The sequence below is a fragment of the Cupriavidus sp. WGlv3 genome, assembly GCF_023952475.1.
In the GTDB taxonomy this organism is placed as follows: domain Bacteria; phylum Pseudomonadota; class Gammaproteobacteria; order Burkholderiales; family Burkholderiaceae; genus Cupriavidus; species Cupriavidus phytorum.
In genome coordinates this window covers 14,406-37,614 of sequence record NZ_JALHRX010000031.1, presented here as the reverse complement: position 1 = coordinate 37,614, position 23,209 = coordinate 14,406, and the positions used below count along the sequence as shown (strand labels likewise).

The 23,209-nt window shown below is 62.3% G+C and carries 21 protein-coding genes; 6 read left to right on the top strand and 15 right to left on the bottom strand.

Annotated elements, in window-relative coordinates; genetic code table 11:
* Positions 1-165: 165 nt before the first annotated feature.
* From MKD38_RS28460 to istB, 5 genes are all read right to left on the bottom strand, one after another.
* The gene (locus MKD38_RS28460; protein ID WP_240619779.1) at positions 166-786 is read right to left on the bottom strand and encodes a tyrosine-type recombinase/integrase; all 621 of its coding nucleotides are present in this window, start codon (positions 784-786) and stop codon (positions 166-168) included.
* Between the two features lie 82 nt (positions 787-868).
* A complete protein-coding gene (locus MKD38_RS28455; RefSeq protein WP_116344303.1) occupies positions 869-1,174 on the bottom strand; it encodes a site-specific integrase in 306 nt (101 codons plus the stop codon).
* Positions 1,171-2,520 carry a tyrosine-type recombinase/integrase gene (locus MKD38_RS28450; protein ID WP_012354819.1) on the bottom strand — a complete coding sequence of 450 codons (1,350 nt, stop codon included), beginning with the start codon at positions 2,518-2,520 and terminating at the stop codon, positions 1,171-1,173. Before MKD38_RS28450 ends, MKD38_RS28455 begins: the two co-directional genes overlap by 4 nt.
* A gap of 15 nt (positions 2,521-2,535) precedes the next feature.
* Positions 2,536-2,904 carry a tyrosine-type recombinase/integrase gene (locus MKD38_RS28445; protein WP_232348032.1) on the bottom strand — a complete coding sequence of 123 codons (369 nt, stop codon included), beginning with the start codon at positions 2,902-2,904 and terminating at the stop codon, positions 2,536-2,538.
* A 64-nt stretch (positions 2,905-2,968) separates the two neighbouring features.
* Complete coding sequence (istB, locus tag MKD38_RS28440) at positions 2,969-3,736, bottom strand: IS21-like element helper ATPase IstB (RefSeq protein WP_012354821.1); 768 nt, start codon at positions 3,734-3,736, stop codon at positions 2,969-2,971.
* Positions 3,737-4,201: 465 nt separating this feature from the next.
* Here istB and MKD38_RS28435 point away from each other — a divergent pair, with 465 nt between their 5' ends.
* The gene (locus tag MKD38_RS28435; protein ID WP_256461669.1) at positions 4,202-4,462 is read left to right on the top strand and encodes a helix-turn-helix domain-containing protein; all 261 of its coding nucleotides are present in this window, start codon (positions 4,202-4,204) and stop codon (positions 4,460-4,462) included.
* A 32-nt stretch (positions 4,463-4,494) separates the two neighbouring features.
* Here MKD38_RS28435 and MKD38_RS28430 read toward each other — a convergent pair whose 3' ends face one another.
* The 5 genes from MKD38_RS28430 to MKD38_RS28410 all read right to left on the bottom strand — a co-directional run bounded on the left by MKD38_RS28430 (position 4,495) and on the right by MKD38_RS28410 (position 8,950).
* Positions 4,495-4,800, bottom strand: coding sequence for a GSU2403 family nucleotidyltransferase fold protein (locus MKD38_RS28430; RefSeq protein WP_232348034.1), 306 nt, complete (start codon positions 4,798-4,800; stop codon positions 4,495-4,497).
* Between the two features lie 358 nt (positions 4,801-5,158).
* Positions 5,159-6,721: a Fic family protein gene (locus MKD38_RS28425; protein WP_012354823.1), complete on the bottom strand. Its 1,563-nt coding sequence runs from the start codon at positions 6,719-6,721 to the stop codon at positions 5,159-5,161.
* Positions 6,722-6,985: 264 nt separating this feature from the next.
* Complete coding sequence (locus MKD38_RS28420) at positions 6,986-8,236, bottom strand: tyrosine-type recombinase/integrase (RefSeq protein WP_012354824.1); 1,251 nt, start codon at positions 8,234-8,236, stop codon at positions 6,986-6,988.
* A gap of 100 nt (positions 8,237-8,336) precedes the next feature.
* Complete coding sequence (locus tag MKD38_RS28415; protein WP_012354825.1) at positions 8,337-8,714, bottom strand: type II toxin-antitoxin system VapC family toxin; 378 nt, start codon at positions 8,712-8,714, stop codon at positions 8,337-8,339.
* Positions 8,714-8,950 carry a type II toxin-antitoxin system Phd/YefM family antitoxin gene (locus tag MKD38_RS28410; protein ID WP_012354826.1) on the bottom strand — a complete coding sequence of 79 codons (237 nt, stop codon included), beginning with the start codon at positions 8,948-8,950 and terminating at the stop codon, positions 8,714-8,716. Before MKD38_RS28410 ends, MKD38_RS28415 begins: the two co-directional genes overlap by 1 nt.
* A 185-nt stretch (positions 8,951-9,135) precedes the next feature.
* Here MKD38_RS28410 and MKD38_RS28405 point away from each other — a divergent pair, with 185 nt between their 5' ends.
* Positions 9,136-10,203, top strand: coding sequence for a DNA-binding protein (locus tag MKD38_RS28405; RefSeq protein ID WP_012354827.1), 1,068 nt, complete (start codon positions 9,136-9,138; stop codon positions 10,201-10,203).
* 302 nt (positions 10,204-10,505) lie between these two features.
* Here MKD38_RS28405 and MKD38_RS28400 read toward each other — a convergent pair whose 3' ends face one another.
* From MKD38_RS28400 to MKD38_RS28380, 5 genes are all read right to left on the bottom strand, one after another.
* Positions 10,506-11,228, bottom strand: a complete 723-nt coding sequence (locus MKD38_RS28400) for an MgtC/SapB family protein (RefSeq protein WP_012354828.1) — start codon at positions 11,226-11,228, stop codon at positions 10,506-10,508.
* A 64-nt stretch (positions 11,229-11,292) separates the two neighbouring features.
* A complete protein-coding gene (locus tag MKD38_RS28395; RefSeq protein WP_012354829.1) occupies positions 11,293-12,591 on the bottom strand; it encodes an ABC transporter ATP-binding protein in 1,299 nt (432 codons plus the stop codon).
* 13 nt (positions 12,592-12,604) lie between these two features.
* Positions 12,605-14,341 (bottom strand): ABC transporter permease, encoded by a 1,737-nt coding sequence (locus tag MKD38_RS28390; protein WP_012354830.1) that lies wholly within the window; start codon positions 14,339-14,341, stop codon positions 12,605-12,607.
* 206 nt (positions 14,342-14,547) lie between these two features.
* A complete protein-coding gene (locus MKD38_RS28385) occupies positions 14,548-15,984 on the bottom strand; it encodes a carbohydrate porin (protein ID WP_081479558.1) in 1,437 nt (478 codons plus the stop codon).
* A gap of 549 nt (positions 15,985-16,533) precedes the next feature.
* The gene (locus MKD38_RS28380) at positions 16,534-17,706 is read right to left on the bottom strand and encodes a tyrosine-type recombinase/integrase (RefSeq protein WP_012354833.1); all 1,173 of its coding nucleotides are present in this window, start codon (positions 17,704-17,706) and stop codon (positions 16,534-16,536) included.
* Positions 17,707-17,870: 164 nt separating this feature from the next.
* Here MKD38_RS28380 and MKD38_RS28375 point away from each other — a divergent pair, with 164 nt between their 5' ends.
* From MKD38_RS28375 to MKD38_RS28360, 4 genes are all read left to right on the top strand, one after another.
* Entirely contained in the window at positions 17,871-18,818 is a 948-nt protein-coding gene (locus MKD38_RS28375) for a DNA-binding protein (protein WP_012354834.1), read from the top strand.
* A gap of 138 nt (positions 18,819-18,956) precedes the next feature.
* Complete coding sequence (locus MKD38_RS28370; RefSeq protein WP_012354835.1) at positions 18,957-19,391, top strand: hypothetical protein; 435 nt, start codon at positions 18,957-18,959, stop codon at positions 19,389-19,391.
* Positions 19,392-19,442: 51 nt separating this feature from the next.
* Complete coding sequence (locus MKD38_RS28365) at positions 19,443-22,424, top strand: Tn3 family transposase (protein WP_012354836.1); 2,982 nt, start codon at positions 19,443-19,445, stop codon at positions 22,422-22,424.
* Between the two features lie 229 nt (positions 22,425-22,653).
* Positions 22,654-22,881: a hypothetical protein gene (locus MKD38_RS28360; protein ID WP_012354837.1), complete on the top strand. Its 228-nt coding sequence runs from the start codon at positions 22,654-22,656 to the stop codon at positions 22,879-22,881.
* Positions 22,882-23,209: the final 328 nt, after the last annotated feature.

The window sequence follows — 23,209 nt, the reverse complement described above, 5'->3', positions numbered from 1 at the left end:
GCCTGTCTGGAAGAGGCGCTGGCTTTCTTCGGCGGCGTGCCTGAATAATCGGCAGCTGCCGATTACTCAGGTAATCAGCAGCAGCGAGAAATCCGAAGGAACTCGCCCCGTCCTTTGCTCCTCCATACCCAACAGCGACAGTTCCTTCAGATTTGGTAGGCCAGCTCAAAGCGATTCCAGCCAAGTGAGCAAGTCCTCGTTGCGGCGCCATGGTGGTGGCTTGTCGATCTTCGAATGCGGCTGCAGCCGCTGCAGGGCTTCGCGTTTGGTGTCCAAATTTGCTTGGGCGTAGTGATTGGTGGTGTCGAGGCTCGCGTGCCCCAACCAACTCCGGATCACGGTGACATCGACGCCAGCGGCGACCAGGTGGACCGCAGCCGCGTGCCGAAAAGTGTGCGGCGAGATCTTATTCGATGCCAACGTCGGCACAACCGCAGCGGCGCTACGCACGTACTGCGTGAGCTTGAAGCGGACTCCCGAGGGTCCCAGAGGCATGCCATATCGATTGACAAACAACCTTTCGTTGCTAGCGCACGGTTGCCGCTGCAGCAATGCCTTTAGCAACTCGACGATCTCTGGCCACAGCGGGCAGATGCGTTCCCTGCGGCCCTTCCCGAGCAGTCGCACGCAGTTCGGTGGGTCGAATCGGATGTCGGCAGGACAAAGATTGAGCACCTCTTGTATCCGCGCACCCGTGTTATAAAGGAGCCATAGCAGCACGTGATCACGTTGTCCTTCCAGCTGGGTGCGATCCGGCTGCGCCCGGATTGCCTCGATCTTGTGCATGTGGAGCTCCTGGCGCACCGGCATCGGCGCCTTCTTAGTCGGAATTCGCAGCACCTCGGAACACTGCTCGATGGCTGTGGGGTCACGCTCGGCGACGAAACTGAAGAAGCTGCGCAACGCAGCGAGACGACAGTTTGCGCGTGCCGATAGAGACCTTGCGCTCGCGCTCGCTGTGCTGCAAGAACGCAGCGACCTCGGTTGCGTTTAGCGCTTGCAGCGTGAGATCGGCGACACGACAACGTCGGCGCTCAGCGACAAAACGCAGGAACAGTCGCCAGGCGTCTCGGTAGGAACGTATCGTGTGGGCGGAGACGTTGCGCTGTTCTGCCAGCCGCTCATAGAAGAAGGTCCGCAGCAGTCGCGGGAAAGGATCGGTCGGCTTCATCATGATGCTCTCCCGGGGATGTGCACCTGATGCAGCACCAGATGTCGAAACCGCTCGCTGGCGAGCTGCAGCAGTTCCTGCGTCACGGTCAAGTAGACGAGCGTGGAGTTGATGTCCTTGTGGCCTAGGTAGGTTGCCAGGTACGGCAGCCGCGCCTGAGGATTGATTCCTTGGCGATACCAGGAAAGCATCCGATAGACGACGAAAACGTGCCGAAGATCATGGATTCGAGGCCCGCAGCGTCCCTGTTCGGGCTTGAGCCCGGCGCGTCTCAACACGGCCACCAGCAACTTCTCGATCATCACCCGCGAGTAGCGACCGGCAGCCTGCTGATGCCAGAACAAGCCGCTGTCGCCGTCCTGCGGTGCTCCGGCGCGTCGTCTCGCGTCGAGATACTCGCGCAGCGCTGCCACCACACTGTCAGACAGGGGCAGGCTTCTGGATTTGAAGAGCTTCGTCTCGCGAACTTCCAGCATGCCCGTGCTGAGGTCGAAGTTCCCAAGATCCAGCCGCGCGAGTTCACCAAGACGCAGTCCGGCGCAGCAGGCGAGTACGAGCATTGTGTACAGCGCAAGTGGCCGGAGCGGAGCGCGAGGAGATGGGAAGGCGCGCGCGGTGTCGAACAACAACTGCAGCTCTTGCGGGGTATAGATGTACGGACGCCGACGTTCCCATTCGATGCGGTGCTTCAGTCGACGATCCGGCGGCGGCAGTGCGACGCTCGGATCGACACGTCGCCATGCGCGCAACAGGGCGCGTCCCGCCTGTTGGCACTCCCAGGCGTGATTCAGCGTCCGGCCCTGTGCGGCCCACTGCTGCAACAGTACCGCCGGCGGTCGCCCGGGGAGTTCCGGGCGACCTTGCAGGAACCGGTCGAAACGCAGGAGCCAGCCCGACTGTGTCTCATAACGGTAGCCTACCGCGCGCATGAGCTCCACATGCTCGCGCAGCATCTCGCCGAGAAAGCTGGCGAACCGAGCCGGCGGGCGCAGAGACTCGAGCGCCTGCAGAGGTTCGGCTGCGAGCAGCGCACGCGCGATTGGCGTGCCGTATCGTTGACCATAGCAGGAGCGCAGCTCCGCCAGTGGGTTGTGCGAAATCATGCCCTCCGAGTGGAGATAATCTAGGAAGCGATCAACGATGCACGCCCGGTGCAGCACCATGTGGACAGGCGAGTGCCGCGCGCGCTCCAGCAGCCATCCCTGCATCGTAGAGGTGCTGACTGCGGCATCGCCACGTTGCCGCACGAAACGCTGGAACCCGCGCAAAACACAACGGTAGACCTTGGCCGTATCGCGACTGCGCAGCCCCAGGTGATGTACGTGACGCTCGATCGCGTCGCACTTCATCTTCGAGCCACGTATTCATTGCGCCCCGTCGGTCAGGAGTTCGCTGATCTCCAGGGAGACGTCGCGCAGTTCATCGACAGCGAGCTTCAGGTACGGCAACACGGAACTTGATGAGCGGTGCCCCAGCACGTCCTCAATCAGCTTGGGCGGCACCCCGCCGCGCAATAGGCTGATGGCACGCGCGTGCCGGAAGGCATGCGGTCCGCGCTTGCCATTGGTTTGCACGCCTGCAGCATCGAGCCGCCTGCGCAGTGAGGTGTACAGGCTTGAGCCGTTGGTGCGTATTCCGGTGAATGTGACCGACGATTCCGGCATCGTGACCACTGATTCCGTTTTATCGTGACCGCTGTGGCCCCGCAGTTTCCGGCTGATTGTGACCGGCAATTCCGGCGTCGTGACCGGTGATGGGTTGAGGGTGTTGCGCGGGGACGGATTCTACTCTGCCAAGCTAAGCAGTGTGGCTGCCGCTGGATGTCGTGCTCGTTTTTTGAGCAGACTTTCTGAGCGAATCGCCCGCCAGCGTGATGCGGTGAATACGGTGCATCAGACGATCGAGGATCGCATCGGCGATGGTGGAATCGCCGATCCAGCCATGCCAGTGCTCGACGGGTAGTTGGCTGGTAATGAGTAGCCCACGGCTGCTGCCGCGATCGTCAATGAGTTCAAGCAGGTCATTGCGCGTGACCGCGTCCAGCGGCGCCACCGCCCAGTCGTCCAGTACGATCAGGTCGGTTTTGGCCATCTGCAGCAGCCATTTGCCGAAGCCACCGCTGCCATGCAGAATACGTAACTCTTCTGCCAGCCTGGGCACGCGCAGATAAGCGACGGAATGCCCGCGGCGGCAGGCGTACTGCGCCAGCGCGCAGGCCAGCCAGGTCTTGCCGACGCCGGTCGGGCCACCGATCAGGACAGTATGTCCGGTTGTGATCCAGTCGGACAGCGCGAGACTGGTGACCTGTTTCCGATCAATGCCGCGGCCTGGACGGGCGTCAAGATCCTCGATGGTGGCGTGGGGGTACTTGAGGCGGGCACGCTGCAAGAGACGGGCAAGCTTGCGGTCATTGCGCCAGAGCAGTTCGCGGTCGATCAGCAGCGCCAGGCGTTCCTCGAAGGCGAGCGCGCTGGCGCCGGGCTGGGCAAGCTGTTCTTCCAGGGCGGCGGCAAAGCCGTCGAGCTTGAGTGAGCGCAGTTGCGCGAGCGTGGTGTGGGTCATCATGAGATTGGGTTCCGGTTGTGAGCGCCAGGCAAGCAAGATCGACTGTGGCGGCTGCCCAGCGGTGTGCGAGGGCCATTGAGGTGAATCGCGGGAGTTAGTGCTGCCTGGCAGACAGCGTTACTGGTAGTAGCTGGGGCCGCGCAGGTGTGCGTGGTCGGGACTGACCCACTCGGCAGGAGGGGCCGTGGTCAGCCTATCGCGACCGGTTTCGAGCACGTTCTTGTCATGACCCCAGGAAGCCGCGAAAAATCAAAAATGCAATTAACTACCAGACAGCTACCCACAACAGCATTGTCAGCTTCCAAGGCGAAGGCAACACCGAAGCGGTGCTCCTATTGCGCGTGGACGGCGATGGTAAAATTTCATTTTCGTGAAATTTTATTTCGCCCTATGCCGAGGCCTCTTCCTGATCCAACGCCACCATCACGCGCGACCATCCGCAGCATTGACTAACTTGGTGACCGGATACGGGCAACGCGGGCAGGGGAAGGTATGCCCATTGACCAGGCCGCCACTCATTGTGGCGTTTCCGTTGGCATGCTGTCCAAGCTGGAGAACGGCAAGGGCGTCAATCTGGCGCACGCGCTGCGCGTGATGGACGGACTGGGTTTGACGATGCTCGTCGTGCCGAGGGCGCATGCGGCGTTGCTCGAACAGGCAGCGGCTCATGCGGCCAAGATGGACAAAAATGCAGCCAGGGAGCGGAAAGCCGGGGTTGAAGAGTAGACAACAGCATGTGGCAGGCAACGCGCGGCTTGCTAAACACCCAGCCGGCGGTGGGCGAGCTCTTCCACGATCGATGCCTGGAGCCTGTCGCGAGATACCTTGAGCGGATCGCGCTCTGGGGTGGATGCCATCCAGCGCTCGAAGTCGACGAATGCGGCTGGACTGATCGTCGTCATCCGCGCCATTCTTCCGGTCACGGAAACGATGGGCGCAGAGAATGGAGGCGACCCCAACAGGACATTTGGGCGTCGCACCTGGATTGCCCAGAGGTCATCTTCATAATCTCGCAGAGCATGCCGCCGCGAACTTCTGTGGCCTTGCGGCGCGCGGATTACCACGCTTCGAACATCGTCTTCGCGTCAAGTTACTGGCGCAGCGCATTTTTATCCAACTCGATCCGACGATCCAAGGGGTTTCAGTATAAAAGTGCAATATGCAAATTTCATACTGAAACCCATGCATCATGCAGGCCTTGAGCATCCACCGCAGGGGGCAACTGAGTCGCGCGATGGTGTCATTGCGGATGAGACATTGCAGCCACGCTGCAGGCAGGTTCCTGCTGCAACCTTCATTGAACCCGCGTGGCGGTGCACGCCTTCGGGCTGGTTGATATCCCGGCGCATCCTCTTCGCTGTGCAGGGAGCCGTTCGTCGTGGAGATCGACGAATGCCCAAAGTTATCCCGCACGTAACGCAGTCATCTTGAGGATCCGCTATCGAAAGTCTTGAAAGCAGTCTTCAGACTATCAACCAGATCTGCCACGATCTGGTCATTCTCGAGAATGGGGAACTCCTTTCGGAGCTTGTTGGAGACTGCACCCTGATTGTCCCTGATCGAGCGGATGATCCGATCGATATCGGCATCAGGACCGTCGATGATGTCCTTCACCATCCGCCGAGCGGTTGTCCACTCCTGCAGAATCCCCGCCTCTGTCCTCATCTCCTGCCGGATGGTTTTGTCGATGATGTCGGCCATATATTCGACCTGCACAGTTAGGTCGGGGTAACGCCATGCCGGTAGTGCAGCGTCATATCCGGCAAACTCAAAGTTCGATTGAATGCCATCCGGATACAACGTGCGGGAGGGCGCAAATTCGCAAAGGTTGCCGTACCTGCGCATTAATGGTTTCGAGAAGCATTCAAGGATATGGTCGTAGCGTGCGATGTTCTGCGGTTTCTCCGTGATGACAGCCGAGATCGGCAGGATGAAGGGTCGCGGCACGGCACCATCTCGTCGCAGGACGTCGTTAATGATGAACCGGTGGATACGGCCATTTCCGTCGGCCAGCGGGTGGATGAAAACGAATGCGAACGCGGCCGCGCCGGCCCGAATTACCGAGGATTGCCCGGCGGTGCGCTCCAGAAAGACCTCAAGTCCGTGCAGCAGGTCCCGCAGCCTATCCCAATGCGGAGCGACATAGTGGACGATCTGTTCAAACCGATGCGTTTCGCCAACGAACACCGGCGAGGCCCGCAGCCCGAAACGGGAAATAGTGCTGCGCTCGCTAACGATTTCTCGCTGCAGCTCGGCTAGCGTATCCGGGGACAGTAGCGCGGGGTATTCACCGATCCGCCGTTCCATGACTGCCGCAAATCGGCGAATTCGGTCCAGTTGGTCCTGCTCGTGCTCGATCGCAAACGACGACTTGGATTCCTTGATCGTCAGCCAGACGGCGCTGCGCATCAGGACATTGTCCCCGAACTCGGCATTCAGCTCGTCGAGCCGGGCGGCGCAGTCGTAGTCCTGTGCCGCCTTGACTTCGGGTGTCCGTCGAATCAGGGGGCAGAAATCTCGATTGCCGGGAAGGTTGTCGCGCACGCGCCAACGTTGATTTCGAGTGGGTATCGTCGCGGCAAAGTAAGCCTCAGAGTCAATCGCGTCGACGTAGTTGCCCCCGGTCACGGCCCCGACGCCGGCGATCTGGCGGCCGGTTAGCCATTCATACAGAAATCCAACTCGTCTGGCATACTGGCCGGTGCGCTCGCTGTTCAGCCAGGCAGCCAACTCTCCCTGGGGAAGTACATCAAAGAGCCGTGCCAGGAACTCGAGATGGACTCCTTCCTGTCGGATCGCATAAGTCAGGTGGGCCTGCAGCGTTGGCTCCTGGCGAGAACCGGCGGGATAGATCTCCAGCGTCTTACCCTCGGTGACCACGGAACGCCGAGCGGCGCCAATCTCGCTGGTAATCTGAAATTCCTGTACCGGGGTTATCTGATAGTGCTCTGCGAGCCACTTGTACCCTATCCATTCCGTGCTCAACGTGAACTCCGTCGTTTAATTTGGCCTGCGGATGTTTAAAAATTCCGCTATTTCTTGATTATCGTTTAAACGACACTTCGTTGTTGACGTCGAACGCTTTTGGAAACGCATGCTTGGCGGAAGCAAGCGCTTTCGCTTGAGCAAGCGGCGGCGCATGCGGTCAAGATTCTGGTGTGAAAAGGGCAGGCCGCGATCGGGTCGGGTGTCAATCTCAGTTGCCCGCACGATCGACGCAAAGAGCCATTCGCCGGGCGGGGGGGCGCCTTAGGTCTTGCTGGTCCAGCCGATGCGATGCCGCACTTGCGTGGCCTCGTGCCGCGCATCGTCCTCGCTGTGCAGGTAGCCGCTGGTCGTCGAGATCGACGCATGCCCGAAGTTGTCCCGCACGTAACGCAGATCCACCTGCCGGTCGGTCATGTGGGAGCCGGCGGTGTGGCGCAGCCAGTGCGCCGAGGCGCTGGCCAGGACATCGGCCTGCGCCGCCCATTCGGGTCCGCGCGCGCGCAGGCTCGCTGCCGCCAGGCCGAACACTTCCTTCAGGATCAGGTGCAGCGCGCTGCGTGACAGGCCTCGTTCACGGTTCTCCTGACCGATGACCGGCAGCAGCAAGGGGCGGGTCTCCCCAGGCTGCGGCGTCGGCGCCAGTCCGTGGGCGCGGCGGTAGCGCGCCAGTTCAGCAATCAGCTCGTCGGTGGCCGGCACCAGCCGGGTCTTGTTGCCCTTGCCGGTCACTTCCAGCCACCAGCGCTCGATGCCCTGGGTGTCGCGCCGGCAGAAGAACGCCCCCATTGTCGTGCCGGTGACCTCCGCCGCGCGCAAACCCCCCAGGTAGAGCACGGTCAGCAGCCAGCGACAGCGCGCCGCATGCAGGCGTTCGCGCTCGGTGGCGGTGTCGGCGGTCCCCGGCATCGCCTCGATGGTGGCCTTGACCACGTCCCACAGTTCGTGACTGAGGTAGCGCTTGATGCGCGGGCGGGTCGGCGCGCGCCGCCGGCGCGCGAGCGCCAGCGGATTGCCGGCGAGGTAGCTGGCCTCGGTCAGCCAGGCGAACAGCGCGTTCAGGATCACCAGTGCCTGACGAATGCTGCGGGGCGCCAGCGGTCCGGCAAACGGCCGCCAGTCCGGATGACTGCGCGCGAGTTTTTTGCTGCCGGCCAGCACCCAGCGCGCGGCCGGTTGCGGGTCGGCGAGGAAGCGCTCATACGCGAGCAGGTCCTCGTGCGTCAGCGACGACAGTGGCTTGCCCAATTGCAGTACCGACCACAGGATCAAGCGCTCGACCTCGCGCCGGTAGGCGGTCAGCGTCGCCGCGCTGTCGGCATAGCGCGCGAGCCAGGCGGTGACGGCGGCGAGATCGTCGCCCGCGGCAATGCCGGTGGCGCGGTCCGGGGCGCGGTTGCTGCCGGCAGCGCCAGACAGTGCCGGAGGCAGGCGCAGGCGTTCCAGCGGGATGGGAAGCGCGGTGGGGAGCGGGGCGGCCGGGCCGTCCGAAGGTGGGAGCGGAAGCAATTCCATGAGTAGGCGCCGAATTTTCAAGAATCGGCGGAGCTGGGGGAGCGGTCAAATCGGGCCGCCCTCGGCTGCTATGCTGCCACTGCCGAAGTTTCTGTGGACCCTAAACCCGGATGACGAGGTCGGAATACTTCCAGACGTGTTCGTCTGCCGAGAGCAGTCGCAATGGTTCGGTGATCGCCTGAGCGACCAGCAGCCGATCAAACGGATCGCGATGGTGGTTTGGCAGATGACGCACTGCGGCTGCATGCGTGTTCGTCACCGGAAGTTCGCGAAAGCCTGCGGCGGGTATTTCAGCGATGAGTTCGTCGACATCGACTTCGATCTTGTCGAGGCCCGCCTTGATGGAGATTTCCCAGAGGCTGGCCGCACTGATGAAGACCTCCTCGGCCTCCAGGATCATTCGCTGCGCGCTCTGGCTCAACTTCGGGTCATTCGTCACCGCCCAGAGGAACACATGGGTATCGAGCAGGATGCGCATTACCGTCCTTCGAAGGCGGCCAGCAAGTCATCGGGGAGCGGCGCGTCGAAGTCATCCGCCGTGCGGATCTTGCCCAGCAGCCCGCCGAGGCGCCGTGGGGGCTTTGGCTTGGCGAACGGCACGATCCGGACCACCGGCTTGCCCGCCTTCGCAATCACGACCTCGTCGCCTGCCGCCACCTCTTCGATGAGCCGCGAAAGGTGGGTTTTGGCCTCATGAATGTTCACGGTCTGCATAGTGTTCTCCTGCAAGAGAAACTTAGTCTAGCTTAGTCTGTTCAGATCCGCAAGGTTACGTAGATGCCAGATCCTCCGCGCATTCGCTAGACATAAGCGGATTTATGTCTAAACTTTGTCGATTGAAATTACATCTATAACGTATTACGTAGTAATATATATAAATTCAACGACGCTTTTTGCCGATGGCCGCCGCCGACCTCGATCTGACCGACACCGCCTTGCAGGCTGACCTGACCGAACTACGCAGCCGTTTTCCCGAAACCCGCGCGCTGTACCGCGAGGTCTGCGGCCTGCTGTTCTTCCGTTACGGTGTCACGCCCACCGCCAACAAGCTCTACAGCTTGGTCCGCAAGGGCAGCATGGGCACGCCCGCCGAGGTGCTGCAGGCGTTCTGGCAGGAACTGCGCGGGCGCACGCGCGTGACCATCGACCATCCGGACCTGCCGGACCCCCTCAAGCAGATCGCCGCCGAGGCGGTGCAGACCATCTGGCAGTCGGCCAACGAGGCCGCCACGGCGGAACTCGCCACGCTGCGTGCCGAAGCGCGTGACGCAGCGAATGCCGCGGAATCGGAACGCGATGCCGCGCGCGCCGAGACCGCGGTCGCGCGCGAAGACGCGCTGGCGCTCTCGGCGCAGCTGGGCGAGGCGCGCCAGGCGCACGACGCCGTGCAGGCCGAACTGGCGGCCGAGCGCCAGGCGCACGCCGCGACGCGGGCGCGTTGGGAAGCGGGGCGGGGGGAACTGGAGGCGGCGGGGCGCCAGCTGGCGGAACTGCGCACCCAATTCTCGACGGAGCTGGAGCGGGCGCGCGAGGCGGTGACGCTCGCGCAGGAACGCGCCGAAGCCAGCGAGCGGCGCAGCTTGCGCGAACTGGACCAGGAGCGCACCGCGCGCCAGAAGAGCGAGCGCACGGCCGAAGACCTGCGCGGCGAACTGGCGGTGGCACGCAGCGAGGCGCGCGATGCGGCGGTGGCGCAGGCGGAGGGCCGCACGAAGCTGGAAGCACAGGCCGCGGCGCTGGCCGAGCGGCTCGCGGCCACCGAGCAGGCGCAGCGCCGGGCGGAGCGGGCCGAAGCGGAAGCCGCGCTCGCGCGCCAGTTGCTGGCCACCTTGCGCGTCGCGCCGCGCGAACGCGAAGGGGGCCGGCGGCGCAAGGCAGCCAGTTCGGCGGCGACCGTGCCGGAAGAACAAGGCGACGGTCAGGAGGGTCGGCCGGAATTCGCGAAATTTTCGCCAAATATGGCTTAACACATTGATCTAAAAGAGGAATTCGGTTCCATGCGCGCTCCTCGAACGCTGCATCGCTAAATCAAGCGCCACGGGAACCGCATGCTGATCGTCTCAAATCGGTCCGTCTCGACCGATATAGGGATGTCGCCAACCGTGGCTTGAATGACCGCTGGTCGCTCATCGCCGGACACCCAGCGAACTGAGGCCGATGCCCGTAAATCGGAGGCCATTGCGGACATGACTGATCCAGTCGACCGCTCTAACTTCAGAAAAAAGGACTCTGTGATGGCTTTCGCCGACACAGGGCTTACCGCAGCAAATCACTCAGTGGTGCTGGGGCTCCAGAAAGCCTGGCTGACAGCACTGGACGCTGCCAGTCTCGCAACAACGTGATCGAGCTTCTCCCCGTCGACTGAGGTCGCCATCAGCACGGCTTCGATCTCCACGTCGTCGGTACCAAAGGCGTGAACCACCAAGTCGCGGGTGGGATGATTGCTGTCCTCCAGGGCCTCATCCAACAAGCGCATTGCCTCTTTCTGGCGCTCCCGCGGAGCGATGACATAGACGGTATTAGTGACCTCCACGGCGGGCGTATCGATGGGCTGACGGTTGATACGGTCGACCACGGGGCGCAGCAGCGTATTTGCAGCCAGCACGAATAGACACCCGACTGTAGCCTCCGGAAGCAGGTCCGCGCCGGCACACGCACCTATGGCTGCCGAGCCCCACAAGGTGGCAGCGGTATTGAGGCCGCGCACATTCCCTTCTTCTCGCATGATCACGCCCGCGCCAAGGAAGCCGATTCCCGAGACCACGTAGGCGACGACACGCACGGCACCATCGTGCCCGGCCAGCCGGTTGGCCATATCTACAAAAATGGCAGCGCCGACAGCCACCAGCACATTGGTGCGTAGGCCGGCGGTACGTTGGCGGTACTGTCGTTCGTAACCGATTATCGCACCCAGCACGAATGCCGCGGCCACGCTGATACTGGTATCGAGCAGGGAATCCAGATTGATGTTTTGGATGGCTTCAATGGTCATGTTTCGAACTGGTCAGAGTCGGGCTCAGAGTGGGCAGCCTCAGCTTGAGGACAGCCAAATTGCATTAGCTTTCAAGCGAAAACCGCTCCGTATGGTCATCGCACGAGAAGATCTCAGCATAACGTCCCCATTCAATGATCGCCTCCAGCGTCTGCTTAGCCAGCTCATCGCTCAGAAAATCCTCTAACTTTTGCTCGAACCGGACGCGCGGGGCTTGCTGATCCTTTCGCTCAGCCAACACAGTTCGGATATAGCCGGCCATTGGTACGCGCCGCACCAGGTGTTCGGCGAACAGGGCTTTACGCTCCTGTGTACCATGCTCATTGAAGAGCAAGCCCGCTACGGTCAGGACAATATCGCCCTCGCGCAGCTCGGCGAAGCCGAGGTGCCCGAGGATCTCGGCGACGGGGAAGAGATCGTCCACTTCCAGGTGCATCGTGGCTGCGATTTCTGGCAGGTCAGCTTGGCCCCGATAGGGCTCAGCGGCTACCGTCTCGATCAGGCCCGCCATCAGATTGGTTGAAACCGGCTGCAAAGGGCTGCCGATGTCCAGGCCGTTTCTTGGCGCGGCACCCTTTGTCGGGCGGGCCGTCATCTTGGCGTAGATCTCGTCGACCAGTTCGCGGAATGCCGGCTCGAGGCGGTCACGCCGATGCTTGAAGGGTACTTGAAACTCAGCAACGACAGATCCCGGGTTGGACGAAAGCAGCAGAATGCGGTCGCACATGAACACCGCCTCCTCGATGTTGTGGGTCACGATCAGCATCGACTTGATCGGCAACATGCGCTCGGTCCACAGATCGAGCAGATCGGTACGCAAGGTCTCTGCTGTCAGCACGTCGAGCGCCGAGAATGGCTCATCCATCAGCAACAAGGTCGGATTGACAACGAGGGCCCGGGCAAAGCCGACACGCTGGCGCATACCGCCCGATAATTCGCGGGGGAACGCGTTCTCGAAGCCATCCAGGCCAATCAGGTCGATGGCTGCAAGCGCGCGCTCACGCCGCTCCGCCGGCGGCACGCCAAGCGCTTCCAGGCCGGCTTCAACATTGTCGAGGACGGTGAGCCACGGAAATAGCGCAAAGGTCTGGAAGACCATAGCGACACCTTCTGCTGGGCCTTTGATCGGTGAGCCGCAGTAGTCAAGCTGGCCGGACGTGGGCGAAATCAGGCCGGCAATCATGCGCAGCAATGTGGACTTGCCCGAGCCGGACCGACCAAGCAGGCCGACGATTTCGCCTTCGCGCAGTTTTAGGTTCACGCCGTCCAGCACCAGTCGCTTGCCCTGATCGCGGCCGTAGCCGTGGCTCAGGTCGCGAACGGTCAGGATGTTCTGGGTAGGGGTCAGGATTTCGTTTTGCATTATGTTTGCCCTCTCAGTTCATGCGCAGCTTGCTTTCGGCGATGGCGTACAGCGGACGCCACAGAAAACGGTTGAAACAGACCACCATGATCGACATGACAGCGATACCAAGGACGATTTTGGGATAGTCTCCAGCGGCGGTGGACTGGGCGATATAGGCGCCAAGGCCATGCGCCGACAGGCTGGTTGAGCCCCATGACACGGCCTCGGACACAATGCTCGCGTTCCACGCGCCGCCCGACGCGGTGATGGCGCCAGTCACGTAGTAGGGAAAAATCCCGGGCAGCATGATCTGCCTCCACCACTGCCAGCCACGAATGCGGAAGTTCGTGGCCGCTTCGCGGAAGTCGTTCGGAAATGCGGTGGCCCCGGCGATGACATTGAAGAGGATGTACCACTGCACTCCCAAAACGATCAGCGGACTCAGCCAGATGTCTGGGTTTAGATGGAAATGGACAATGCCGAACACAAATACCGGGAACAGCAGGTTGGCCGGGAAGGCGGCCAGGAACTGCGCCAGTGGCTGGATTTTTTCGGCAAGCCGGGGCCGCAGCCCAATCATGACCCCAACCGGCACCCAGATCAGGGAGGTGAGGACGATCAACACCAGCACGCGCAACAGTGTCAGCAGCCCCAGCCCAATGACTTTCACAACTTCGTCCAATCCGGCTTCAGTGTGCACATAGCTGACCGTCCGCCACAGCAGATAACCGGCAAGCACTGCCACAAGAAGGCTCCAGACCACGTCAACGACGCGGGCCAGGCCAGCCCGCTGGGGGCCTGAGGCCGCGGGCAGTTGCACCGCGAAGCGGGCCCGCGCCAGCTTGCGCAGCAGGCGGCCGAAGGTACGCAGCAAACTCTGGATCAAGTGGGTACGATGCACCAGGTTCAACACCCAGGACTGCGGCGCGGTTTGCGCGCTCGTGCTTTCCAGTCGGAAGCGATCTGCCCAGGCCACCATCGGACGAAACAGAAACTGGTCGTACAGGACGATCACTGCGATCATGGCCAGGATGACCCAACCCACCGCTGCCATATTGCTGTCGGCAATGGCCGTGGCCAGGAAGGCGCCGACCCCAGGCAGGGTGATTGACTTGTCGCCGACCGTAATGGCTTCCGAGGCGACAACAAAGAACCAGCCGCCCGACATGCTCATCATCATGTTCCAGATCAGCCCCGGCATGGCAAACGGCACCTCCAGCTTCCAGAATTTCTGCCAGGGCGTTAGGCGCATGCTGTTCGACACTTCGATCAAGTCAGGCGGTAGCGTGCGCAATGACTGGTAGAAGCTGAATGTCATGTTCCAAGCCTGGCTGGTGAAAATCGCAAAGATGGCCGCCAACTCGGCGCCAAGCATGCGGCCCGGAAAGAGCGCAAGGAAAAAGACCACGGTGAAGGAGATATAGCCTAGCACCGGCACCGACTGCAGGATGTCGAGCATGGGGACCAGTACCTTCTCCGCCCGGCGGCTCTTGGCTGCCAGCGTGCCATACGTGAAGGTGAACAGCAGCGACGCCGCCAGCGCGGCCAGCATACGCAGCGTGGTCCGCAGGGCGTACTCGGGCAGCATGGCAGGATCTAGCGAAATTGCCTCGGCGCTGGGTCCGGCAAGCGGTGCCAGTGTTTCACGGATGCCTGACGCGGCCACTACCAGCAGGCCGATAATCAGTGGTAGGGCAATGAAATCCCAGCGGTTCGGCAGCAGACGCCGAGCCGTACCTGGGAGTTGCGGCATGAATTCGTTTGCCATGGGGCTTCCTTGGCCGACAGCATGGTTAAACGGAAGCCCACGAAGCGTGTGCTGGCAGCTTGGTCAGAACAGGTTCGCGAGCCATTGGATTCACTACCCTGGCCGGGTCGCCAGCGGCTACGGGTAGTTGGCAGGCGCAGCACAGCGACTAGAGGCGTCATCCATAATGGCTCCTCCTGTTCACTGGGATACTATCGCTCTGCGCCTCAGAACTCGGCGTGGAACCGGACGCCATAGAATGTTGCCGGCCCCCGGTCCCGGTTGTAGCCCGGGTTGCGGATGTATTGAAAATTCGGACTGACGCTGAAGTACTTCAACAACGCCAGGCTGTAATAGATCTCGAGCACTTGTTCCGGTCCATAGCGCAATGCGCCATCGCCGAGGAACGCTCCCAGACCGCCGGCGGCCAGGTAGTCCCGGTGCGGTGATCGCAGCATGTTGACGGCCATCGCCACCCCGAGTTCGTCATTGGGCCGTCCCCAGGACGTGCCTTTGAGCGTGCCGCCGCCGGCAATTTGCTTGCCGATCTCGGTAAAGGCGTAGGTTTCCGTCTTGTCGTCCGACATATTGGCGCGGAAGAACACGCCCAGCGAATCATTGACCTCCTGCAGCAACGTAATGCCCACGCCCACCTTGGCATGTTCCGCGCGCACGTCGGCAACATCGGGCGTCACGTTGTTGGCCTGCCCGAATGCGATGGCATCGCTGAACTTGCCCATCTTCGCTTTATTGCGCCAGAGCAGCAGGCGCGCCGCTCCGGGACGGCCAGCGAGGGTATAGCGCTTTTCAAGCTCCAGGATGTCGCCGTAGTGCTCAAACATCCGTGTGTCGAGCTTCAGTCCGTTGGATTCGAGCGGTTGCAGGAAATGACCAAAGCGCGCCGACCAGCCATCGCCCACGTACTCTAGCGACACGCCCCAGTTGTAGCCGCGCGCATCGGCGGGATAGTCGAACGAGCCATGTGTCAGCGATGACCAGTTCATGAACTGGGTGCGCGGGTCGGAGCCGTAGGGGTTCAGGTCGAAGACGTCGAGCACGCCGAAGTTGCCAGCGGTCAGCACGACGCGCTGTTTGTCGACGGTTCGCGCAAACTGGTTGAAGTCGGCATCAAGCTTCTCCTCGCCACCACCCAGGCCCCAGGTCTGGCGCACGAAGGCGCGGGCCCGGTAGAACGTAGGATTGGTGCCCGACGATTTGGCCAGTTCCCCGTTGGTCAGGCCTCCGAGACCATGCAGGCCAGAGAAGGGCACACCCTGCGAGACTTCAGGATTGAAGTGAAACTCTGCCCCTTGCCATAGGCGCAGGCCCAGGTCGAGCGTGCTGGTGAACGAATAACTCTTGGCCCGTTCCGTGCCGAGGCTGTGCTCGCCGGAATAGGCCGCGCCAAACGAAGGCTTGCGCTGCCAGATGTAGGTGGCTTGCCCGTGGAAGGCAAAACGGTCCTCCATCGGATCTGCCGTCGCATTGCCGGGGGCAGCGCCGGAAGCCGGCTGGCTTTCACCGGCGTTCTGGGCATGCGCCGGTGCGAGACCAATGGCTAGGAGCACCACGGTCAGCGCCGCGAGCGTGCGGGCCGACCAACGAGTGCCCTTCAAAAGGGTGAGGGCGGAGAAGGCAAACTGAAAACAGGTAATGAACGACATGAGACCTCCCTCACGCGCTTCTATGGCGCGTGTAGGCTCGGGGCGACTACCCGAGAGGGCCAAAGAGTGAGCGCAAACGTCACCCGCATCTGCCTACTCGGTAGATCGCTAACAAGAAAAATCGGGAGGTGGCCACACAGGAGAATCTGCATGGTTGCCACTACCCGCCGGTAACGGCTAGGCAGTGGCGAGATGTCGCCTTGACTGACTAGCCGTTCAGTGATCGGCGTGGCGCCGACTAGAACAACAGTCCATGGGGAGAACCCTTAGTGATGACCGGGCGCAGCATACCAAAATGTTTCATGGGACCGCAATGGATTTTCGGAGGCCCATAGAGGCGACTGCGGTGTTTCTGCGACACGTGGTTTTCGTCGGCGGAACCGTCAAAATGCGCCTCACCCGGCGGCGGACCAAATCAGTCACTGACTCTCTCGATGCCGGCGCCTACGCGACGCCAGCGGAAACCCCGGCTAGGCCTTGGCTAGGCCGATCCATTCGAGGCCGATGGAAAGGGCCGAGCGCCTCACAAATGACAGGGGCGATCAGCGCCTACTGTGGCAAAGCGGGCGTGGTGGATGGTTGACACTGTTGCTCGCCCACGGTGTGCGCATGCCGCCGATCGTCCTCGGCGTGCAGGTAGATGCCAGTCGTCTCAATCGAGGCATGCCGCAGGTTCTTCTGGATAAAACGGATATCGGTGCCGGCGTCGGCCTGGTGCGAAGCCGCAGAATGGCGCAGCCAGTGCGTCGAGGCACGCGTCAGCGTCACCGCGCCGGCCGGATCGCTCGCCTCCAACACGGCGGCCGCCCGCCGGAACACCTCCTTCGCGATCAGATAGACCGCCGTCGGCGTGAGGTGCCGCTGCGCGTCGCCGGCGACGCTCAGAATGGCCGGGCTCAGCTCACCGGGCGCGGGCATCGGCGGCAGGCCGTGGAACGCGCGATAGCGAGCAAACTCGGCCATCAACGCGTCGCTCACTGGTACCTCGCCCTCGGCGCCACCCTTGCCGACAACGTACAGCCACCAGCGCCCCCGCCGCTGGACGAAGTCGGCTGCCCTCGCGCGGGCGGCTTCGCTCGCGCGCAGCGCTGTATGGTAGAGAAAGCGCATCACCCAGCGGCTGCGCTCGTAATGCTGGCACTCGCGCGGCGTGCCCTGCGGCCAGCCCTCCATCGACGCGAGCACCACCTGCCACAGCGCATGATCGAGATAACGCTCGACGCGTCGAGCGCGCGAGCCACGCGTTGAGCGGCTGCGGCGCAGGGCAAGCGGATTGCCCGCGAGGTAGCCGGCCGCGACAAGGTAGTCGAGCAGTCCGGAAAGGATGCCGAGCGCCTGACGGCGGCTGCGCTCGGACAGCGGCCCATCGAAAAGCCGCCGCGCGCCGCCGCGGCGCGGCAGGGCCGGGTCGGTCCAGTCGGCCGTCGGCGCGGCCAGAAACTGCTCATAAAGCAGGAAATCCTCGCGCGTGAGGCTCGACATCGGCTTGCCCAGCGTGCGTGTTGCCCAGACGAGCAGCCGCACCACTTCCTTTCGGTAGCTGCGCAGGGTGTGCGGCGAACTGGCGTACTCGGCAAGCCACAAGCGTACGGCCTCAAGGTCGGTATCGGCCGTGACCTGCCGGTTGGCGGCGCGCGCCCGGTTAGTGCCGTCACGGCCGTCCAGTGCAGAGGGCAATACGATCGGCAGGACTGATTCGTGTGCTGGAGCGGGCAAGTTCATGGACTGACACGATTTTGCGGCGGGGTTCCGCATCGTACACCTACGAAGCTTACGATTATGCGCGTTATCGTAAATTTCTGGCGCTTGTGATTACGTATATAACGTAATACGATCATATGCATTATTCAGAATCCAGAAATTCCACCTCTCAGCCGCTTCCGCCCATGAGCCGTATCAGCGATACCCGTCTACGCACCCGTGAAGCAGCCGCGCGCCTGGTTGCCGCGGGCCGACACCCGCATGAGCTCACCGTCGACCTGATCTACGCCGAGATTCGCCAGGGCAGCCGCACCACCATCAATGACGAGCTGAAGCTGTGGAAGGACGAGCAGGCGCGCAACGACGCGCTCTCTGCCGCATTGCCGCCAGCCGTCGCCAACGCCATGCTGTCTGTCTGGGCGTTGGCCGTCGCGCAGGGAGAACAGGTCTTTGCGCAGCGCAGCGGGGAGTTTGAGGCCGAAGCGGCCGCCGCAACCACGCGCGCCGAATCGCTGCAGGTCGCCAATGCGGGATTGCAGGCGGAAGTACAAACGCTTCGCACTCAGGTTGACGACCTGCAGGCGCGGCTCGCCACCGCGCTTGCCGATCACGCCAGGGGCCAGACCCAGCTGGACGCAGCCATCCGCCAGGCCGAAGCAGCCGTGGCTGAGCGCGATGCCGTGCGCGCGCAATCGGACCAGGCCCTGCACGAAGCGCAGTCCACCCATGCCCGCGAACTGGAAGCTGTGCGGGCTGCCCGCGCCGAACACGAGGCCGCCCTGCGGGCGGAGGTCGACCAGGCCACCGCCCGGCTCGAAGGCGTGCAGAAGCTCGTCATGCTGCAGACCGACGAAGCGCGCGAAGCCCAGCGTCGCGCGGAAGCGGCCGTTTCGAAGACCCGGCAACGAAACGAGCAACTTGTGGCCGACGGGCAGCGTCTCTCCGCCGACGCTGCTGAACAGCGGCGGCTGGCCGAACGGCATGAAAAACAGCTCGCCGGTGTCATGGAAGAAACGCGCGAACTGCGGCGCGAGCGCGATTCCCTGACCCAGCAGGTAGCCCTGTTGCAGGGCCAGCTCAAGGGCCGCGACGAATCCGCGCCAGCGCGTACAGCCAGACGTCGCGCCAGTTGAGCCAAACAGCGAACAACGGCTTTCGGAGTACCGCGGAGTGCCTCAGCGCCCGCGCTACAATCGGGCCTTCGGTCCTCGCCTGGCGGCGCTGGACCGATGCAGTGCCATGAGCAACCGCCCGACAGGAAACCGAGCCTCATGAACACGAACGAACCGCAAACACCGGCCTGGCAGCCGATCGCTGCGCTGCCGGTCATTCTTGATCTCGCCGGCGCGCAGATTGAAGAGGTACAGGCTACCTTCGACGCTCTGACCCGGTGCCGGTCGCGACCCCATGTGCTTGACGACGCCACCCTGGCCCGGACGCGCCAGGTCTACGGCGAGCAACGGGATTTTCTGCCGATCCAGCGCGAGCAGGTTACACGGTGGCGATCCGGGCCGCTCACACCGCAGGAGCGCGAAGAACTTGCTCATCTGAGCGCGCGGATCGAGCGGCTGGCGGCGCTGCTCGACGATATTCTCGCGCTGACAGACGAGCTGTCGCACGGCACGATCGACCGGATCCTGGGCATGAGCGATGCGGACCTTGCCGCTGCGGTGTTATCGGGCTCGCTCAGATTGCCGCAACGCTGACACGCGGAAAATGCTGCAACGGTACCGGCTGGCTCGATTCGCGCGGCACCTATGAACCAGATTTCCGAAACCGCGTACCCGTTACTGCCAGCGGAGATTGCGGCAGACGAGTTGCGGGCAGTCTTCACGCCCAGCGCCGCCGAAATCCGCTTCGTGTACGGCCAGTTCCGGCAGGCGCCAACACGCGTGCTGATTCTGACGCAGCTCAAACTGCTCCAGCGTCTGGGATACATGCCGCCAATGTCAGACGTGCCGCCCGAAATCGTCGACCATATTTGCTCGGTGCTCAAGGTCCGATCGCCGCCCCGCGCAACGATCAAGCGCTATGACAGGTCGGGCAGCAAGTCTCGGCACCAGAAGGTACTGCGCGAATTTGTCGGCATCCGCGTTGTTGACGCGCTGACCCATGAATGGCTTGCTGTCGTGGCGGACATCGCCGCGCGCACGAAGGCAGAGTTGCCGGACATCGTCAACGTGCTGCTTGAGGAACTCATCAGGCAGCGCTACGAACTGCCGCCGCTGGCCACACTCTCGCGCATTGCTGCTTCCGCCCGCAGCCGGCTTCACGAGGCCATCTACCAGGCCTACTCGGAGGCGCTGGACGAGCCGCTCAGAGCCCGCCTCGACGCTCTCTTCATCAACCGGGCGGGACGCACGCCCTGGGACGAACTGAAGCGGGAACCAAAACGGCCAAGGCCGCGCGAGGTGGCAAGCTTCCTCAAGCACATCCAGGCCATAACCGAGTTGGCCGACGGCTTGCCGCCCCCGCCGGACATTCTTTCAGTCCCCAAGCGCATGCAGCTCGTCCTGGAAGCACGAGCCCTCGACATCCATGAGATGCGCGTGCTCAAGCCGGCGAAGCGCTACACGCTTGCCGTGCTGTTCATCCTCGCGCAGCTGCAGAAGGCACTTGATGACGTCGCGGAAATCTTCATCAAGACGGTCCGCAACCTGGAAGGCACGGCGGATCTGCGCATGAAACAGTATCGGCTCGCACACGCTGACGAACTCGAATCGCTTGTCAGTCAGTTTCGCGATGTGCTCCACATCCTGCAAGACGATGAGGCTCCAGCCGCCGAGCGCATCGCGCGCATGAGGGCATCCCTCAATGACGATCCCAGCAGTGCCCTGAACCGATGCAACGAGCACATCGCATATACCGGCAATCACGCCATCCCGTTTTTGCTGGCCCCATACAGGAATCTGCGGTCGCTGCTGTTCCAATTCCTCGACATCCTGTCGCTGCGCTCTAGCTCGCAGGACGATACCCTGCTCGACGCGCTCGCTTGGATCCAGCCATACCGGGCGTCACGTCGCGAATACCTGCTGCTGGGCGACGCGGACCTCGCCGAGCTGCCGCTCGACTGGATCCCGGAAAAGTGGGAGAAATTTGTCTTCCCGGACGGGCGGTCCGCTCGACTGCTGCACCGGAAATATTTCGAGTTGTGCGTGTTCAGCCAGCTCAGACGTGAACTGAACTCCGGCGACGTTTATGTCGAGCACAGCGACCAGTATGACGATCCCCGTGAACACCAGATATCGTGGGAGGAGTTCCGCGAGGAACTGCCGCGCTATGCCGAATTCGTCGACTTCCCGGTCGATGGCCGGGCCTTCGTCCAGCAACTGAAGGACAAACTCAGCGCATTGGCAGACGAGGTCGACGCTACCTTTCCGGAGAACGACTACGTCGAGATTGGCGACCAGGGTCTGATTCTCCACAAGCTCGAGAAGAAGCCCGACCCGCCAAACAAGATGTTGATCGACCAGGCCATCACGGCGTCGATGCGGCCGGTGAGCATCCTTGACATCCTGACCGAAACCGAACAGTGGCTCGATTTACACCGACTGTTTGGCCCATTATCCGGCTTCGAGGCAAAGATCGACGAGCCGCGCAAACGCTTCATCACAACGCTGTTCTGCTATGGGTGTAACCTCGGACCGGCACAGACCGCGCGCTCGGTAAAGAACCTCAGCCGCAAGCAGCTTGCCTGGCTGAATCTGCGCCACGTGACCGAGGAGCGCCTGGACAAGGCCATCGTCAGGGTCATCAACGCATACAACCAGTTTGCGCTGCCGAAGTTCTGGGGCTCCGGCAGCCGGGTTTCGGCCGACGGCACGAAATGGAATCTCTATGAGCAGAATCTGCTATCCGAATATCACATCCGGTACGGCGGCTATGGCGGTATCGGCTACTACCACGTGTCGGACAAGTACATCGCGCTGTTCAGCCACTTCATCCCGTGCGGCGTGCATGAAGCCGTCTACATCCTCGACGGGCTGATCAAGAATACCTCCGATGTGCAGCCGGACACGGTTCACGGCGATACGCAGGCGCAGAGCGCGCCGGTCTTCGCACTCGCACACCTGCTCGGCATCAAGCTGATGCCCCGCATTCGCGACATCAAGGAGCTGCGCTTCTACAAGGCGGACCGGCGCCGTCGCTACAGGAACATCGAGCCACTGTTCCGCGGCAACGTCGACTGGGCCCTGATCGAAAGGCATTTTCCGGACATGCTGCGCGTTGCCATCTCGATCAAGGCCGGCCGTATGACGCCATCGACGATCCTGCGCCGCCTCGGCTCCGAGAGTGTCAAGAACAAGCTGTATTTCGCGTTCCGCGAGCTCGGCCGGGTGATCCGCACCCTGTTCCTGCTGCGCTATATCAACGACCCGGAAATGCGCCGGACGATCCATGCCGCGACGAACAAGAGCGAGCAGTTCAACGATTTCGCGAAATGGCTGATGTCCGGCGGCGACGTCATCGCGGAAAACGTCCGGCACGAGCAGCGCAAAGTCATCAAGTACAACCAACTCGTCGCGAACATGGTCATCCTCTACAACGTGCAGTGGATGTCGCGCAAACTGAAGGAGCTGCAAGTGAAGGGCCATCCCGTCGACGCCGAGGTGCTCCAGGCGCTGTCGCCTTACCGGAAGGACCACATCAACCGGCTCGGGTCCTATTTGGTGGATCTCCAGCGGAAGGTGCCGCCGCTCGATACGTCGATCGATTTCGTTTTCGGATCGGCGGCGTAGTGGGAGGTTGGCAAGAATGCCCGCGACTTCCGCGAGCGCGGCGCGCCATCGTCGTGCGAGACAGCGCCATCGACGCATGTCGAAGGCTTACCCGTCGTGACCCGCTCCTGCAAGCGGGCAACTGACGCAGACTCTTGGAAAACCACCGACCTGAACACCGTGACGAATCGGCTCGACCTCTTCGAACACAGCCGCGACGTCATGCTACGCAATGACGTGCTGGCGGCGCTTGAGCAACGCGACCACCGGCGGACGTGAGGCGCCGCTTCGGCTGACCTCGGAATATCCGATCGACGCGCTCGCGCCGACCATCGAGATACTGGTCGACATGCCCTCGCTCATGCTCGACATGCTGAGCCTGGAACGCGAAGGCCGGCAGCATGAACTCCTCGAACGACGAAAGACCTTCCGCGACCTGCACCCGGGGCTCTTCAGTGCCTACATCCGTATGCGATAGCGGCAGTCACGCCAAGTGTTGCCCACACAACCGTGGCTGGCTCGACGCAGAGACATTTTTTCTTTACGGATCAGATAGTTAAGCCAACTTTGGCGAAAATTTCACGAATCCCGGCCGACCCTCGTATACCATCACCATCCTCGTGGTCACTGAACCCCCACGGTCGTTCATTGCTGCCCGTCGGACCAAATCAAACCACGTTTAGCCGTGTGGCATCCCCAGTCGGAAGCGGTCCCGGGCACCGACTTCCGGTCAATGCATGTGTGTCTGCGTCAACCACGACGCCTTGGACCGCTCTGACCTTTGGGCCGTGCTTTTGACTTTTTCT